Here is a 14,563-nt window from a genome sequence, read left to right as displayed (position 1 = left end):
ATTTAACACCTTATTCTAAATAATATTTAAAAAAATAAAAATCACAAAATCAATTAATTATATAATTTAAATAAATTTATAAATTATATAACTCAAAAAAATAGGCACATCAAAAACTAAATTTTTTAGTATCTTCTATTTTATGGCGTAAATTAATAGTTTAAATAGCTATAAATCAATGTTATTACAATAAACAATTGAATAATAAATTACACCAATGAAATGCACGAGTAGATGGGCAATAAGTGTATTGAAATGTTAAATGTAGAATTTTGAAAATAAGGCAGAGTACCGGCTTTGGTATACAAATCAATCGAGCTGGCCAAAAAATTATCAGAATTTTCAAACGAGGATCCGTTGTAGACGGGCATAAAAAAGCGGATCAAAAAGTCCGGGGCTTTAAAAACACGGAGAAATAAAATGCGAAGTATACCCCTATCCTATCAGGCTAATATCTGCACAATCATTCCGGACCAAAAACCGTCCAAATTTTTCATCAAAATTTCCATGCTCGCGGATTGGAAATATTGTTGGCACTACACGCCAACAACCCTGCCCTATTGGGGTTAATGTTTTAAATAACGTAACTTGTTTAAAAGATAACCGGAACCAATTTTATGAGCATCAAAAATATCATCGCGCTGATCATCGTCGCACTGTTAACGGTAGTATTCATGCAAAATACCGACGAGGTAAAATTCACCATTTTGTTTAGCTCGGTATACCTCTCAAAAGTGGCCATGCTCACAGCGGTGGCAGTGTTCGCATTCATCCTGGGCGTACTGGTTGGCCGCCCCAAAAATAAGAAGTATAACATTAGCGAGCATTATAACGACATCCACGGAAAAGAAAATCCCGATACACTAAGTGACGAAGACAGGGATTATATTAGTTAGTGGTGAGTGGTGAATAGTGAGTGGTTTTACGCTGAGAAAAACTATTTGCTTTGGTTTGGTTGGCACCCCGTTGGGAATTCGTTGCATACTACTCCCTGTTACCTACTCACCATCACACCCCATAAAACACTCGGCAAGTTTTTTCCAATTCGCCCAGGTCGGGCTTGCTCTCAAAGATCCCAAAAACGGAAGCGCCTGAGCCGCTCATACTGGCGTATAATGCACCACATTCATACAAGCTTGCTTTTACGCCACGGATAACTGGATGATTATTGAAGATATGACCTTCAAAGTCGTTACGGATATGCTTTTTCCAGGCCGCTACGGGCATTTTTACCAGGTCGTATACAGTTTCCTTAACCGGAGCGGGTTTTACGCCTCTATAAGCTTCTGCGGTGGATACGTGCGCATCAGGCATTACCAATGCAATGTGGTAGGCTGAAAGGTCCAGATTAACCGGTTCAAACTCGTCGCCCTTCTCAAAAGCAAACACCGGACGGTTACCAATGAAGAAGGCGCAGTCGGCACCGAGCTGTCGGGCATAGTCCATCATCCCCTCTTCGTACAGCGCGAGTCCAAATTTATCATTCATCAATTTGATGAAGAACGCCGCGTTGGCCGAACCCCCTCCAAGCCCGGCGCCTATCGGAACATTTTTGTGCAGATGGATTTTTACCGCGGGCAGATTTGGAAAATCTTTTTTGAGCAAATGATATCCTTTGATGCAAAGGTTATCCTCGGGCCTGCCCGGTATGTCGAGTCCTGATGACTGGAAGCTTAGGTCCGCAGCTTCGATCACTTCCAGCACATCAAAAATTTTGACGGGATAAAAAACCGTTTCGAGGTCATGATAACCATCGGGGCGGCGGGCGGTAATGTTTAGGCCAATATTTATTTTTGCGTTCGGGAATACGATCATCAGCGATTGATTAACAACGGATGTATTTTTGCACATCCGTAGGATACCAAAATTAGATTATTTTTCTTTGTACTTCATCGTCATTGGTCATTTAGCTTCGCTGTCATCAGTCGTTGGTGATCGTGGTAAAATACTAATGACAGATGACTGATGACCACTCAACAAATTTCAAGAAATGAAACAGTACCTCGACTTGATGCGATATGTGATGGATAACGGAGCGCAAAAGCATGACCGCACCGGAACGGGCACCCTTAGCGTGTTTGGCTACCAAATGCGTTTTAACCTCAAGGATGGCTTCCCGATGGTGACCACCAAGAAGCTCCACCTTAAATCCATCATCCATGAGTTGATCTGGTTCCTGAGCGGCGACACCAATATCAAGTACCTGAAAGATAACGGCGTGCGCATTTGGGACGAGTGGGCCGATGAGAACGGCAACCTTGGCCCGGTGTACGGTTACCAATGGCGCAGCTGGCCTACGCCGGATGGCGGCCACATAGACCAGATCACCCAAGTGGTAAACACTATCAAAAACAATCCTGATTCGCGCCGCATCATGGTGTCGGCATGGAATGTGGCGGATGTTAACCAGATGGCACTTCCACCCTGCCATAGTTTGTTCCAGTTTTACGTGGAGCCCGCCGATGCATCAAAGGGCGAAACGAGAGGTAAGTTATCATGCCAGTTATACCAACGCAGTGCCGATATATTTTTGGGCGTACCTTTCAACATCGCGTCATACGCTTTGCTCACCATGATGATGGCCCAGGTTTGCGACCTGGACTATGGCGATTTCATCCATACCTTTGGCGATGCCCATATCTACAACAATCACCTGGAGCAGGCGCAACTGCAATTGAGCCGCGACCCTCGCCCGCTGCCTACCATGAAGATCAACCCCGAAGTGAAAGATATTTTCAGCTTTAAGTACGAAGACTTCACTTTGGAAAATTATGATCCGCACCCGCATATCAAAGGGGTAGTTGCGGTGTAATCAGAAATTTAGTAAATTTGAGATTATGAGCACTACAGAGTTAAAAGAAGAGATACAAAAAGCTATTGAGCAAATTCCTGAAAGCGCTCCTGAGAACTTACTGCAAGATGTTTTGGGTTACATTCAAGATGTAAATGCGAAAATTGCCCAAAAAACAAAATATGACCAATACTTTAAAGAGATCCTTGCGGAAGACGAAGAAGTATTTAGGAAGTTAGCTCAATGATCGATTTACAAATTGTTGAAGAATATCACAATGCTTTAATCGATCAATTTGGCGGAAACAAAGGCGTCAGAGACATTGCTGGTTTGGAAGCTGCATTAGCACGTCCGTACATGACGTTTGATCAGCAAGATCTTTATCCTACTGCCATAGATAAAGCGGCAGCCGTATTTGAAAGTGTAATAATTAACCATCCATTCGTTGATGGTAATAAAAGGGTTGCCTATCTATTGCTTCGTCTCACGTTAAGAGACGCTCATATCACTATGTTAGCTTCTCAAATAGAGAAATACGATATGGCAGTATCAGCAAGTATGGGTCATATTAACTTCGACCAAATAAAAGCCTGGATTACCCAGCATTCTATCAAAACCCAATGACAATTTCAATCATAGTAGCCATAGCTGAGAACAATGCAATCGGCAAAAACAACCAGTTACTTTGGCATATGCCAAATGATCTTAAACATTTTAAAGATATCACATCGGGTCGTACCATTATCATGGGTCGCAAAACGTTTGATTCGGTTGGTAAACCCCTGCCAAAGCGCCGCAACATTGTAGTTACCCGGCAGCATATTGAGATACCCGGCTGCGAAGTAGTAAAATCTATTGACGAAGGCCTGGCACTTTGCCAGGGTGAAGACGAAGTATTTATTGGCGGCGGCGCCGAGATCTACCGGCAGGCAATGGATAAAACCGACAGGATATACCTCACCATTGTTCACCACCAGTTTGAGGCAGATACCTTTTTCCCAACAATTGACCACAACCAGTGGACCGAAGTAAGCAGCGAGCGCCACGAGGCCGACGAAAAAAATCCATACCCCTATTCGTACATTACGCTGAACCGCCGGTAACAAAAACGGCGAATATTTTGTTTCAATTTAAAATTTCAGGGTTGTGAAATTTTATTAGATTTGCCGTCTTATTTAAAAAAGCTTATAAACTAATTAATTACATATTTAATTCGCAATGCAAGGTAAAGGGGTTATTAAATTTTTCGCCATTCTGCTGGCTTTGGTATGTATATACCAGCTATCATTTACATGGGTGACGCACAAAGTTGAGAGTGATGCGAAAGCATACGCCAAAGGCGATCCCAAGAAAGAAACGGCGTATCTGGATTCTATTTCTACACAACCGGTGTACCCGGTATTTGGCCATACTTACCAGTATTGTGTTGACCGTGCGCTTGCTCTTGGTTTGGACTTGAAGGGTGGTATGAATGTTACCATGCAAATATCGCTGCGCGAACTGGTGACCGAGTTATCAAACAACAACAAGGACGTAGTTTTTACCCAGGCGTTAACCAATGCGCAGGCAAGAAGCGTTACCGAGCAAAAAGACTACATCACCCTTTTTGTTGATGAGTACCAGAAATTAAACCCTAACGGTAAACTGGCTACTATTTTCGCCAACAACAGCAATCAGGACAAATTAAAATTCAATTCAAGCAACAGCGAGGTTGAAGCTTACCTGAAAGACCAGGCCAATACTGCCGTACAACAGTCATACACTGTATTGCAAAGACGTATTGACCAGTTTGGCGTAACCCAGCCTAACATTCAGCTGCAAAAAAGCACCAACCGTATCCTTATCGAGCTGCCGGGTGTTAAAGAACCTGAACGTGTTCGTAAACTGTTATCAGGTACAGCAAAATTGGAGTTTTACCAAACTTTTGATAACGGCGAGATATACGGCCTGTTGGGTAATATCAACGGTATACTGGCCGCTAAAAACAAAACCGGCGTTAAAGATACCACTGCAAAGGCTGATACCGCTAAGAAAACTGCTACTGCTGTAGCGGCTACCAAAAAAGATTCGGCTGCCTCATTATTGAGTAAAATTAAAAAGGCTGGCGCTAAAGACTCTGCCGGCGTTAACAACAAAGCACAGCTTGCCGCTCAAAATCCATTGTTCGCGGTTCTGTCGCCAATGGTTTACCAGGGCCAGGATGGTTCGCCGCAATTAGCACCTGGCCCAATTGTTGGCCGTGCCGAGCAAAAAGATACCGCTAAAGTAAACAGCTACCTGCACAGTGCCGATGTTAAGGCCGTATTGCCGCAAAACCTTAAATTCCTTTGGGGTGTAAAACCTGAAAAAGGCACTAAAATATTTGAGTTGTATGCCATTAAACTGGCTGGCGCCGAAAACGGCCCGGTATTAAATGGCGATGTAATTACCGATGCCCGCAGCGATGTTAACCAATTGCAGGGCGGCTTTGAGGTAACCATGTACATGAACTCGCAAGGTGCCCAAAAATGGAAAAACATTACTGCCGAGGCTTCTGCAGGAGCAGGCAAAAAAGCGATTGCCATTGTTTTGGATGACAACGTATACTCTGCCCCTAACGTGCAGAACGAAATTTCTGGTGGTGTATCATCTATCTCAGGTGGTAACTTTACCCAGGAAGATACTAAAGACTTAGCCAACGTGTTAAAGGCAGGCCGGTTACTGGCCCCTGCACGTATTGTTGGCGAAGCGGTAGTAGGCCCTTCATTAGGCCAGGAAGCTATCAGCGCGGGCTTATTGTCTTGTGTACTTGGTTTGGTTGTGATCCTGATCTTCATGATCGCTTACTACAATCGTGCGGGTACTGTTGCGGTAGTTGCCGTATTGGTAAACGTGTTCTTCCTGATGGGTGTTTTAGTAAGCATCCGTGCCGTATTAACCCTGCCTGGTATTGCCGGTATCATCCTTATCCTGGGTGTGGCGGTTGATGCTAACGTATTGGTTTATGAGCGCGTTCGCGAAGAGCTGAACCTGGGCAAATCACTACGCATTGCCATTGCCGATGGCTTCAAGCACGCTTTGCCGTCTATCCTTGATGCCAACATCAGTACCTTCCTTACAGGTGTTATCCTGTTCGTGTTCGGCTCTGGCCCAATCCAGGGTTTCGCTACCACGCTGATGATCGGTATTGTGACTACCCTGTTCTGCTCATTACTTATCTCAAGGTTGATCTTTGAATATATGCTTGAAAAAGGCTGGGATATTAAATTCTCACGCCCATGGAGCTCTCATACTTTCAAGAACGCCAACTTCGCGTTTGTTAAAAACCGTTACAAGTACTATGCTTTCTCTGGTATTTTCATCATTGCCGGTTTAGTATCTATGTTTACCCGCGGCTTTAACTACGGTGTTGACTTCGGTGGTGGCCGTACTTACCTGGTTAAGTTTGGCCCATCAGTTACAACAGAACAGGTGCATGATGCTATTGACGCTACGCTTGGCCGTGGTACCGAGGTAAAAACATATGGTACTGATAAAATAAGCATCACTACCAACTACCTTATTAACGACAACGCCGAAAGCGCTGACGCCAAAGTAGAGGATGCTTTAATAAAAGCCTTAGCAAGCAACCCGGCAACTAAAATCACGCCGGACCAGATATTAAGCCACCAAAAAGTAGAGGCAACTGTAGCCAACGAAGTGAAGGCTTCGGCAAAATGGACCATTATTATTGCCATTATCGTTATCTCGGCTTATATCCTTATCCGCTTCCGCAAATGGCAGTACAGCCTTGGCGCCATGATCGCTACCGCGCACGATTCATTGCTGGTACTTTCATTCTTCTCGCTGTTTAAAGGCTTGTTGCCATTCTCGCTGGATATCGACCAGGCTTTCATTGCCGCGTTGCTTACCGTTATCGGTTACTCTATTAACGATACCGTGGTAGTATTTGACCGTATACGTGAGTACCTTAACCATTCAAAAAGTGGCAACAACGAGGAAGTGATCAACAAAGCTATCAACAGCACGCTGAGCCGTACCATTATCACCGCGTTAACCGTAGTATTGATATTGGTTGTATTGTTCGCGTTCGGTGGTGATGTTATCCGCGGTTTCTCATTCGCCTTATTGATCGGTGTTCTGTTTGGTACCTACTCGTCAATATGCGTGGCTTCACCGGTAATTATCGATTTCGGTAAAAAAGAACTGAAGTAAACAGCGATAGCTAACTCAAAAATATCAAAGGCTCCAAAGAACATTTGGAGCCTTTTTTGTTATACATTAGTGTACTTTAAACAATAACAGGCATGAATGTTAACGGATCATCAAAGTTCCCCACTGTTGTCATCATTGGCGGTGGTTTTGGCGGGTTACAGGTAGCTAAACAGCTTAAAGATAAACCCGTAGAAGTGATACTGATAGATAAGCATAATTACCACACCTTTCAGCCCCTGTTGTACCAGGTGGCCACGGGTAGCTTGGAGGCTGAGTCTATTGCTTTCTCACTGCGTAAAAACTTTGATAACCAGAAGAACCTGCGTTTCCGGAACACAGAAGTATTGGGTATTGACCAAGCCGCTAATACAGTGCACACTACCATAGGTAATATCGCTTATGATTACCTGGTTATTGCCACCGGCTCAACCACCAACTTTTTTGGTAACAAAGAGATAGAGCATTATGCCATGCCCATGAAATCTATCCCCGAAGCCATGAATCTTCGTTACCTGGTGCTTCAGAACCTCGAGGAGGCTATTTTAAAGCCCTCTAAGGAAGAAAGAGCGCCATACCTGTCATTCGTATTGGTAGGCGCTGGCCCTACCGGTGTAGAGCTCGCAGGCGCCCTTGCCGAGTTGCGCAACCACATCCTGGATAAAGACTACCCCGAGCTGGCCAAAGATGAGATGAAGGTTTACCTTGTAGATTTTCTGCCTAAAGTATTAGGCCCATTCTCTGATGAAGGTTCTAAAGCGGCGGAAGGCTATTTAAAAGACATGGGCGTGGAAGTTTTACTTGGCGTTAAGGTAGAAAGCTATAATGGCGAAGAAATAAAATTTGAGGGTGGAAAAAGCATACCAACAAAAAATGTGATATGGAGTGCCGGTGTAATGGGTGTAGTACCTGATGGTATTTCAAAAGATAGCATAGAGCGCGGCAACCGCATTAAGGTGGATAATATTTGCCGCGTAGTAGGTACACAAAATATTTTTGCCATTGGCGACGTAGCCGCCATGATAACGCCTGAAACACCTAAGGGCCACCCGGGGGTGGCGCAGGTAGCCATACAAATGGGGCAAACCACCGGTAAAAACATCTACCGTATAATAAAAGGCGAAACTACCGAACCATTCAAATACAACGATAAAGGGTCGCTGGCTACTATTGGGCGCAACAAGGCCATAGCTGATTTGGGCAAACTCAAATTCCAGGGATTTTTTGCCTGGCTCATATGGATGTTCGTTCACCTGATATCATTAATGGGCGGCCGCAACAAAGTGATCGTGTTTATTAACTGGGTGGCCAGCTACTTTACCTATAATGGTGGCAGCCGCTTAATTATACGTAACTTTAAGCGTGAAGAACTTGTAGAAAAAGACCAGCAGGTATCACAACCCGATTAAATGACCGACCATATTAAGATTACTGAATGCCCGCGCGATGCCATGCAGGGCCTGCATGATTTTGTGCCGACCGATGTAAAGGCCGCTTATATTAACCTGCTCTTACAAGTGGGTTTTGATACCATCGATTTTGGCAGCTTTGTATCGCCTAAGGCTATACCGCAAATGCGCGATACCGCTGAGGTGCTGAGTATGCTTGATATGGACCATAGCTCATCAAAATTATTAGCCATTATTGCCAATTACAGGGGTGCTGAGGACGCCGTAAAACATCAGGAGATCACTTATCTGGGTTATCCCTTCTCTATTTCAGAAACCTTCCAGATGCGGAATGCGAATACCACCATTGACAAGGCCTTTGATGATGTTAAACGCATAAACGAACTATGCGCCGTTAATAACAAGGCTTTACTTATTTATCTTTCCATGGGCTTCGGTAACCCTTATGGCGATGCGTGGAGCAACGACATTGTACTGCACTGGGCACAGAAAATCATCGACGAAGGTATTGGCTACATCGCCCTTTCCGATACTATTGGCATTGCCCAGCCAGAACAGATCAGTAGCTTATATCCAGCGCTTAAAAAACTATCAGAGATCACCGAATTTGGCGTACACCTGCACTCTACCCCCGATACCTGGCAGGAAAAGATAGCCGCCGCCTATGAAGCCGGCTGCAATAAATTTGACGTGGCCCTTAAAGGTTACGGCGGCTGCCCTATGGCAAAGGACGACCTCACCGGCAACATCGCGACAGAAAACCTTGTGGCGTTCCTTTTGCATCAAAACGTACAGCTGAGCCTCGATCTGGATAAACTTGCCGAAGCTATGGAGTATTCGGCAAAGGTGTTTACATAGAAAAATAAAGATATAAGAGTTAAGATATAGTTTACCGCATCTAACCGATCTTGTTTCTGGACTCTTGGCTCTTGATTCTTAACTCCTCGCTCTTGTTTCTTAATTCTATCTAATAACCATTTTAAAATGTTGTATACCAGCCTCCTCAAACATAGTGCCTGAGGGTTTAAAACCAAGCTTTTCATAAAAGCCAAGAGCCTGCACTTGGGCATGCAGGTATATATAAGAAGCATCGGATGGGAGATCGTTTAGAACAGCTTTAACTAAAGCCTCTCCTACCCCATAACCTCTGAATTTAGCTAACACGGCAAATCTTTCTAACTTATAGCCTTTATCGGTTTTACGCCAGCGTGCCGCACCTGCCGGCTCGCCTTCTACCGTAGCCAGGAAATGGGTAGATATGTCTTCATTTTCCCATTCAAGTTCCGGAGGGCAGTTTTGTTCGTCAACAAATACTTCACGCCTGATGGCGAACACGGTTTCCAGGTCACTGGGGTCACTTACTTTTTTTACTTCTGCTGATGAGGGCATTTTGATAATGCTTCTTGGTCTTTAAACTGGATAATTTCTCGTTATGATTCTCTTCTGCCGCGTCAATAGAGTGCGTACAGGTAATATCATCTTCTTCTTCGGCTAATTTAGACAACTTAATATAAAATCTGGCCAACTTATCAAGTTCATCTTCTGTAAGGTCCTCAATATGCACCATACGGTTACTTGCCCCCTGGTGCGATGCCAACAGCTCGTTAAGTTTCAGGTGCACGGCTTTAGAATCTTTATTCTGCGACTTTTGGATCAGAAACACCATGAGGAAAGTAATAATAGTGGTGCCCGTATTAATTACTAACTGCCAGGTATCAGAATATTTAAATATTGGCCCCGTCACAATCCATACAATGATGACAACCGTTGCGGCAATAAACGCCGCAGAACTGCCGGTAGCAATGGTTGCCCAGTTTGCGAACCGCTCAAACAAGTTTTTTTTGCGTTGTGTACTTTTAGCCATAGACTTTGTAGGTATAAATCCACAACTAAAAAAAAGCGCCAATGTTTTTAACACGGGCGCTTTTTACTCTTTTTAGCTATATATGTTACAGCTTGCTATTCACGTCAAGGCAGTTTAGGTCTGCAAAAGCTTCTGTTAAGCGTTTAACAAAAGTTTCTTCGCCTTTGCGTAACCATACACGTGGGTCGTAATATTTTTTGTTTGGAGAATCATCGCCATCCGGGCTTCCGATCTGAGATTGCAAATAAGCTTCTTTAGATTGGTAATAATCTTTAATACCTTCCCAGAAAGCCCATTGCATGTCGGTATCAATGTTCATTTTGATAGCGCCGTATGAAATAGCCTCGCGGATCTCTTCCTGGCTTGAGCCTGAACCACCGTGGAACACAAAGTTGATAGGTTTCTCGGCAGTAAGGTTATGTTTTTGCTTCAGGAACTCCTGCGAATTGTGCAGGATAACAGGCATCAGTTTAACATTACCCGGTTTGTATACACCATGTACGTTACCAAAGGCAGCCGCAACAGTAAAGCGATGGCTTACTTTTGACAGTTCTTCATAAGCGTAGGCAACTTCTTCCGGTTGGGTATACAGGCGAGAGCTGTCAACATCAGAGTTATCAACACCATCTTCTTCGCCACCGGTAACACCCAGCTCAATTTCAACGGTCATGTTCATTTTGGCCATGCGCGCCAGGTATTTGGCAGATATCTCGATGTTTTCTTCGATAGGCTCCTCAGAAAGGTCAAGCATGTGCGATGAAAAAAGCGGTTTGCCGGTTTCAGCAAAAAACTTTTCACCGTGGTCTAATAAACCATCAATCCATGGTAATAATTTTTTTGCGGCGTGGTCGGTGTGTAAAATAACGGCTACACCATAGTGCTCGGCCAGTAAGTGCACGTGTTTAGCTGCTGATACAGCGCCCAATATGCAGGCCTGCAGCTTTGAGTTATCTAATGATTTACCTGCGTAGAACTGGGCGCCGCCGTTTGATAACTGAATAATTACAGGAGAATTAACCGCTTTGGCGGTTTCCATTACAGCGTTGATAGAATTGGTGCCAATTACGTTTACAGCGGGTAAAGCAAACTGGTGTTGCTTGGCTGCTTCAAATAACGCCTGCACCTGATTGCCATGCAGTACGCCTTTATAATTTTTTAAATCCATGAGCATTTGTTTGGGCTTCGAAGTTATAAAAATTTACTGTTTTGCCTAATATTTATCACCTATTTTTGATTTAAGCATCTGAATAATAAGCGTATTTAGCTTAAAATCCTATATGCCTACCTGCTTAATAGTAATTAGTGGCGATACTATAGTGTATTTAATACAACAAGGATGATATCTTACCTACTGAAACACAAGCTAAAACACGTTGCTATACAACCACATAGTGTGCTGATAAATTTATGCAATCAAATTACCAGCTTTTTTTGTTTCTTTGCAGTTACTTTTAACCACTTTTTAAGATATGGCTTGGTTTAAGCGCGAAGACAAAGGCATTATTACCACTACACAGGAGAAGAAGGAAGCACCGGACGGGATATGGAATAAGTGCCCAAATTGTAAAAAACCGCTTCATTATTCAGAACAGGTTGAAAACCAATATGTTTGCCACTATTGCGGTTTCCATTTACGTATAGGTTCAAAAGAATATTTTTCGGTATTGTTTGATGATAACCAGTTTACCGAACTTTTTGCAGACCTGCACTCAGGCGACCCGCTGCATTTTACTGATACCAAAAAATATAGCGACAGGCTTACAGAAACCAAGACCAAAACCGGTTTAACTGATGCTATACGCGCAGGTGTTGGTAAAATAAACGGACAGGATATTGTGATCGCCTGCATGGACTTCAACTTCATTGGTGGTTCCATGGGATCTGTAGTAGGTGAAAAAATCGCCCGCTCTATTGATTACAGCATCAAACATAAAGTACCTTTCCTGATGATCTCAAAATCGGGCGGTGCGCGTATGATGGAGGCAGCCTTCTCGCTCATGCAGATGGCTAAAACATCGGCTAAGCTGGCACTGCTTGCACAAGCAAGAATTCCATATATATCTTTACTTACCGACCCTACCACTGGTGGTGTTACCGCATCATACGCTATGCTGGGCGACATTAACATTGCCGAACCAGGCGCTTTAATTGGTTTTGCAGGCCCGCGTGTAATTAAAGAAACTATTAAAAAAGACCTGCCTAAAGGCTTCCAGACTGCAGAGTTTGTACAGGAACATGGTTTCCTCGATTTTATTGTAGACCGCCGTGAAATGAAAGAAAAATTAGCCTCATTCCTTAAAATGCTCGCCCCATATGGCGTACAGGAACCGGTTGCAGAAAAAGAAGCAGATAACAGCTAACCATTGCTGATGAACAGATAACAAAAGAGGCGTTTGAATATTCAAACGCCTCTTTTGTTTAAATGTACGCAAGTGTTATTTATCACTTGCAATGATCTATTCCATCATTATATTCCCTCTGTGCCCGGCTCGTGGCCTAACATACGACCTGTAGTACGGCCCAGGTCGCGGCTGGCGAAATCGGTTTTAGTAGCCACACCTTCCGAAGGAAATTCGTGCCTTTCAGGTGGGGTAACATCTATTTGTTCACTGAATGAGGTATCAGCACCCTCACCTGGTTGGTCTTGTTCTTCCTGCTGTGAGTAACCGATGCCCTTGTTATCCGACTGGCCTTCTTCCGGCATTTCGTTAGGGTCATCCAATGAAGAATTGATGGTCCCGGTATATGAGCCTGCAGAGGCGCCATCCAGGTCAGTATCTTCTTCCATATCGGCATCCTCATAATCCTCATCCTCTAATTCATCATCTTCAAGCTCGTCATCTTCGGGGATATCATCACCTGTTGCCAGGTCATCATCCTCATCGCCAACACTGTTTACACCGCTCATGCTTTCATTAGATGAATAGCTGCCGGGGATATTACCACCGCCTTCGGTACCGTCCAGGCGGCTTTCATCAATATTCTGGTTGCTTGCGGCAAAAGAATTGGTAGCGTAGCCCTGGTTCTGATCTGTATCATGATTCCAGGTGTTTTCTTGGTTAGTCATCATAGGTTTTGTTTTTGATTGTACCTATGTATAGCAATACGCCTGCCAACTTTCAAAAAAAGAAAAAAAATTAATTAAGCATTTACCATACACAGCTCTTTAAGCTTGGCAACAGTATAATCAACCTCTTCTTTAGTATTATATTTAGAAAATGAGAAACGCACTGAAGGCCTGTTTGGGTTAGCGCCAATGGCTGATAATACGTGTGAGCCTATATCTGTGCCCGAACTGCATGCGCTACCGCCTGATGCCGAAATACCGGCAATGTCCAGGTTAAAGAGCAGCATGTCGGCCATTTCCATTTCAGGGAATGATACGTTAAGTACCGTATACAGGCTTCCTTCAGGATCAGTTTCGCCATTAAATTTTATACCGGGTATTTCCTGCGTGAGCCTGGCCATCATGTACGATTTGATGTCCTGAATATAGGCCTGATGACCTTGCATATCGGCATAAGCCAGTTCAAGCGCCTTGGCAAGACCGGCAATACCATATACGTTTTCGGTACCGCCACGCATATTGCGCTCCTGCGAACCTCCGTAGATCATCGGGTTAATTTTTACTTTGTGGTTGATGTGTAAAAAGCCTACCCCTTTTGGGCCATGCAACTTGTGCGCGGCGCAAACCATAAAGTGCAATTTAAGCTTGCTGAGGTCATGCACGAAATGCCCAACGGTTTGTACCGTATCGCTATGAAAAAGCGCGTTGTGAGCCTCGCAAATATCGCCCACACGTACAATGTCTGTTAATGTACCCAATTCGTTGTTGGCGTGCATAAGCGATACAAAGCTGCGCTCGTTGTTTTGCAGCAGTTGCTCCAGGTGGTTGTAATCAACCAGTCCTTTATCATCAACATCTACGTAGCTCAGTTTAATAGCACCGGCCTTTTCCATGGCCTGCAGGGTATGCAGCACAGCATGGTGCTCCAGTTTGGTAGTGATGGCATGTTTAAGCTGATGATCAATGATACCGCAACGGATGGCGGTATTATCAGCCTCGGTACCGCCGCTGGTAAAAAATATTTCGGCGGGTGAGGTATGCAGCAGGTTGGCTATGGTTTTGCGCGATCTTTCGATCAACGTACGCACCTCGCGCCCGTGGGCATGGATAGATGATGGATTGCCAAACTGGCTTTCCATTACCTTGTACATTTCTTTTAGTACTTCAGGGTCGAGCGCGGTTGTTGCTGCGTTGTCGAAATAAACTCGCATTTTATCAATAATTATGGGGTCAGTAAAAAT

At 44.0% G+C, this 14,563-nt stretch carries 15 protein-coding genes; 9 read left to right on the top strand and 6 right to left on the bottom strand.

Features of this window, described 5'->3' with window-relative positions:
* Window positions 1-617 precede the first annotated feature (617 nt).
* Window positions 618-896 carry a hypothetical protein gene (locus tag CKK33_RS09450; RefSeq protein WP_095703868.1) on the top strand — a complete coding sequence of 93 codons (279 nt, stop codon included), beginning with the start codon at window positions 618-620 and terminating at the stop codon, window positions 894-896.
* Window positions 897-1,008: 112 nt separating this feature from the next.
* On the opposite strand, the gene ispE is transcribed toward CKK33_RS09450, so the two are convergent.
* On the bottom strand, window positions 1,009-1,851 hold the full coding sequence (ispE, locus tag CKK33_RS09445; protein ID WP_369803548.1) for a 4-(cytidine 5'-diphospho)-2-C-methyl-D-erythritol kinase: 843 nt from the start codon (window positions 1,849-1,851) through the stop codon (window positions 1,009-1,011).
* A gap of 139 nt (window positions 1,852-1,990) precedes the next feature.
* Here ispE and CKK33_RS09440 point away from each other — a divergent pair, with 139 nt between their 5' ends.
* From CKK33_RS09440 to CKK33_RS09410, 7 genes are all read left to right on the top strand, one after another.
* Window positions 1,991-2,812 carry a thymidylate synthase gene (locus tag CKK33_RS09440; RefSeq protein WP_095703867.1) on the top strand — a complete coding sequence of 274 codons (822 nt, stop codon included), beginning with the start codon at window positions 1,991-1,993 and terminating at the stop codon, window positions 2,810-2,812.
* A gap of 25 nt (window positions 2,813-2,837) precedes the next feature.
* Window positions 2,838-3,038: a hypothetical protein gene (locus CKK33_RS09435; RefSeq protein WP_095703866.1), complete on the top strand. Its 201-nt coding sequence runs from the start codon at window positions 2,838-2,840 to the stop codon at window positions 3,036-3,038.
* Window positions 3,035-3,415, top strand: coding sequence for a type II toxin-antitoxin system death-on-curing family toxin (locus CKK33_RS09430; protein WP_095703865.1), 381 nt, complete (start codon window positions 3,035-3,037; stop codon window positions 3,413-3,415). Before CKK33_RS09435 ends, CKK33_RS09430 begins: the two co-directional genes overlap by 4 nt.
* A complete protein-coding gene (locus CKK33_RS09425) occupies window positions 3,412-3,894 on the top strand; it encodes a dihydrofolate reductase (RefSeq protein WP_095703864.1) in 483 nt (160 codons plus the stop codon). The genes CKK33_RS09430 and CKK33_RS09425 overlap by 4 nt, the downstream gene beginning before the upstream one ends.
* Window positions 3,895-4,009: 115 nt before the next feature.
* Window positions 4,010-6,985: a protein translocase subunit SecDF gene (gene secDF / locus CKK33_RS09420; RefSeq protein WP_095703863.1), complete on the top strand. Its 2,976-nt coding sequence runs from the start codon at window positions 4,010-4,012 to the stop codon at window positions 6,983-6,985.
* 92 nt (window positions 6,986-7,077) lie between these two features.
* Window positions 7,078-8,391 carry an NAD(P)/FAD-dependent oxidoreductase gene (locus tag CKK33_RS09415; RefSeq protein WP_095703862.1) on the top strand — a complete coding sequence of 438 codons (1,314 nt, stop codon included), beginning with the start codon at window positions 7,078-7,080 and terminating at the stop codon, window positions 8,389-8,391.
* On the top strand, window positions 8,392-9,249 hold the full coding sequence (locus CKK33_RS09410) for a hydroxymethylglutaryl-CoA lyase (protein WP_095703861.1): 858 nt from the start codon (window positions 8,392-8,394) through the stop codon (window positions 9,247-9,249). It abuts the gene before it with no gap.
* Window positions 9,250-9,354: 105 nt separating this feature from the next.
* On the opposite strand, the gene CKK33_RS09405 is transcribed toward CKK33_RS09410, so the two are convergent.
* The 3 genes from CKK33_RS09405 to fbaA all read right to left on the bottom strand — a co-directional run bounded on the left by CKK33_RS09405 (window position 9,355) and on the right by fbaA (window position 11,420).
* On the bottom strand, window positions 9,355-9,780 hold the full coding sequence (locus CKK33_RS09405; protein ID WP_095703860.1) for a GNAT family N-acetyltransferase: 426 nt from the start codon (window positions 9,778-9,780) through the stop codon (window positions 9,355-9,357).
* On the bottom strand, window positions 9,746-10,255 hold the full coding sequence (locus tag CKK33_RS09400) for a low affinity iron permease family protein (protein ID WP_095703859.1): 510 nt from the start codon (window positions 10,253-10,255) through the stop codon (window positions 9,746-9,748). Before CKK33_RS09400 ends, CKK33_RS09405 begins: the two co-directional genes overlap by 35 nt.
* Before the next feature lie 85 nt (window positions 10,256-10,340).
* On the bottom strand, window positions 10,341-11,420 hold the full coding sequence (gene fbaA, locus CKK33_RS09395; protein WP_095703858.1) for a class II fructose-bisphosphate aldolase: 1,080 nt from the start codon (window positions 11,418-11,420) through the stop codon (window positions 10,341-10,343).
* Window positions 11,421-11,724: 304 nt separating this feature from the next.
* On the opposite strand from fbaA, the gene accD reads away from it, so the two are divergent.
* Window positions 11,725-12,615 carry an acetyl-CoA carboxylase, carboxyltransferase subunit beta gene (gene accD / locus CKK33_RS09390; RefSeq protein ID WP_095703857.1) on the top strand — a complete coding sequence of 297 codons (891 nt, stop codon included), beginning with the start codon at window positions 11,725-11,727 and terminating at the stop codon, window positions 12,613-12,615.
* 107 nt (window positions 12,616-12,722) lie between these two features.
* Here accD and CKK33_RS09385 read toward each other — a convergent pair whose 3' ends face one another.
* Together CKK33_RS09385 and CKK33_RS09380 are read right to left on the bottom strand one after the other, a co-directional pair.
* Complete coding sequence (locus tag CKK33_RS09385; RefSeq protein ID WP_143822937.1) at window positions 12,723-13,325, bottom strand: hypothetical protein; 603 nt, start codon at window positions 13,323-13,325, stop codon at window positions 12,723-12,725.
* Between the two features lie 71 nt (window positions 13,326-13,396).
* The gene (locus CKK33_RS09380; RefSeq protein ID WP_095703855.1) at window positions 13,397-14,533 is read right to left on the bottom strand and encodes a cysteine desulfurase family protein; all 1,137 of its coding nucleotides are present in this window, start codon (window positions 14,531-14,533) and stop codon (window positions 13,397-13,399) included.
* Between the last annotated feature and the right edge of the window lie 30 nt (window positions 14,534-14,563).

It is taken from the genome of Mucilaginibacter sp. MD40, from assembly GCF_002288635.1.
Classification (GTDB): domain Bacteria; phylum Bacteroidota; class Bacteroidia; order Sphingobacteriales; family Sphingobacteriaceae; genus Mucilaginibacter.
This window is presented reverse-complemented; position numbering and strand designations above follow the sequence as displayed.

Bases quoted from the DNA above. Each gene is read 5' to 3' on its own strand.
- CKK33_RS09450 (WP_095703868.1), top strand. From the start codon at position 618: ATGAGCATCAAAAATATCATCGCGCTGATCATCGTCGCACTGTTAACG.
- ispE (WP_369803548.1), bottom strand. From the start codon at position 1,851: ATGTGCAAAAATACATCCGTTGTTAATCAATCGCTGATGATCGTATTC.
- CKK33_RS09440 (WP_095703867.1), top strand. From the start codon at position 1,991: ATGAAACAGTACCTCGACTTGATGCGATATGTGATGGATAACGGAGCG.
- CKK33_RS09435 (WP_095703866.1), top strand. From the start codon at position 2,838: ATGAGCACTACAGAGTTAAAAGAAGAGATACAAAAAGCTATTGAGCAA.
- CKK33_RS09430 (WP_095703865.1), top strand. From the start codon at position 3,035: ATGATCGATTTACAAATTGTTGAAGAATATCACAATGCTTTAATCGAT.
- CKK33_RS09425 (WP_095703864.1), top strand. From the start codon at position 3,412: ATGACAATTTCAATCATAGTAGCCATAGCTGAGAACAATGCAATCGGC.
- secDF (WP_095703863.1), top strand. From the start codon at position 4,010: ATGCAAGGTAAAGGGGTTATTAAATTTTTCGCCATTCTGCTGGCTTTG.
- CKK33_RS09415 (WP_095703862.1), top strand. From the start codon at position 7,078: ATGAATGTTAACGGATCATCAAAGTTCCCCACTGTTGTCATCATTGGC.
- CKK33_RS09410 (WP_095703861.1), top strand. From the start codon at position 8,392: ATGACCGACCATATTAAGATTACTGAATGCCCGCGCGATGCCATGCAG.
- CKK33_RS09405 (WP_095703860.1), bottom strand. From the start codon at position 9,780: ATGCCCTCATCAGCAGAAGTAAAAAAAGTAAGTGACCCCAGTGACCTG.
- CKK33_RS09400 (WP_095703859.1), bottom strand. From the start codon at position 10,255: ATGGCTAAAAGTACACAACGCAAAAAAAACTTGTTTGAGCGGTTCGCA.
- fbaA (WP_095703858.1), bottom strand. From the start codon at position 11,420: ATGGATTTAAAAAATTATAAAGGCGTACTGCATGGCAATCAGGTGCAG.
- accD (WP_095703857.1), top strand. From the start codon at position 11,725: ATGGCTTGGTTTAAGCGCGAAGACAAAGGCATTATTACCACTACACAG.
- CKK33_RS09385 (WP_143822937.1), bottom strand. From the start codon at position 13,325: ATGATGACTAACCAAGAAAACACCTGGAATCATGATACAGATCAGAAC.
- CKK33_RS09380 (WP_095703855.1), bottom strand. From the start codon at position 14,533: ATGCGAGTTTATTTCGACAACGCAGCAACAACCGCGCTCGACCCTGAA.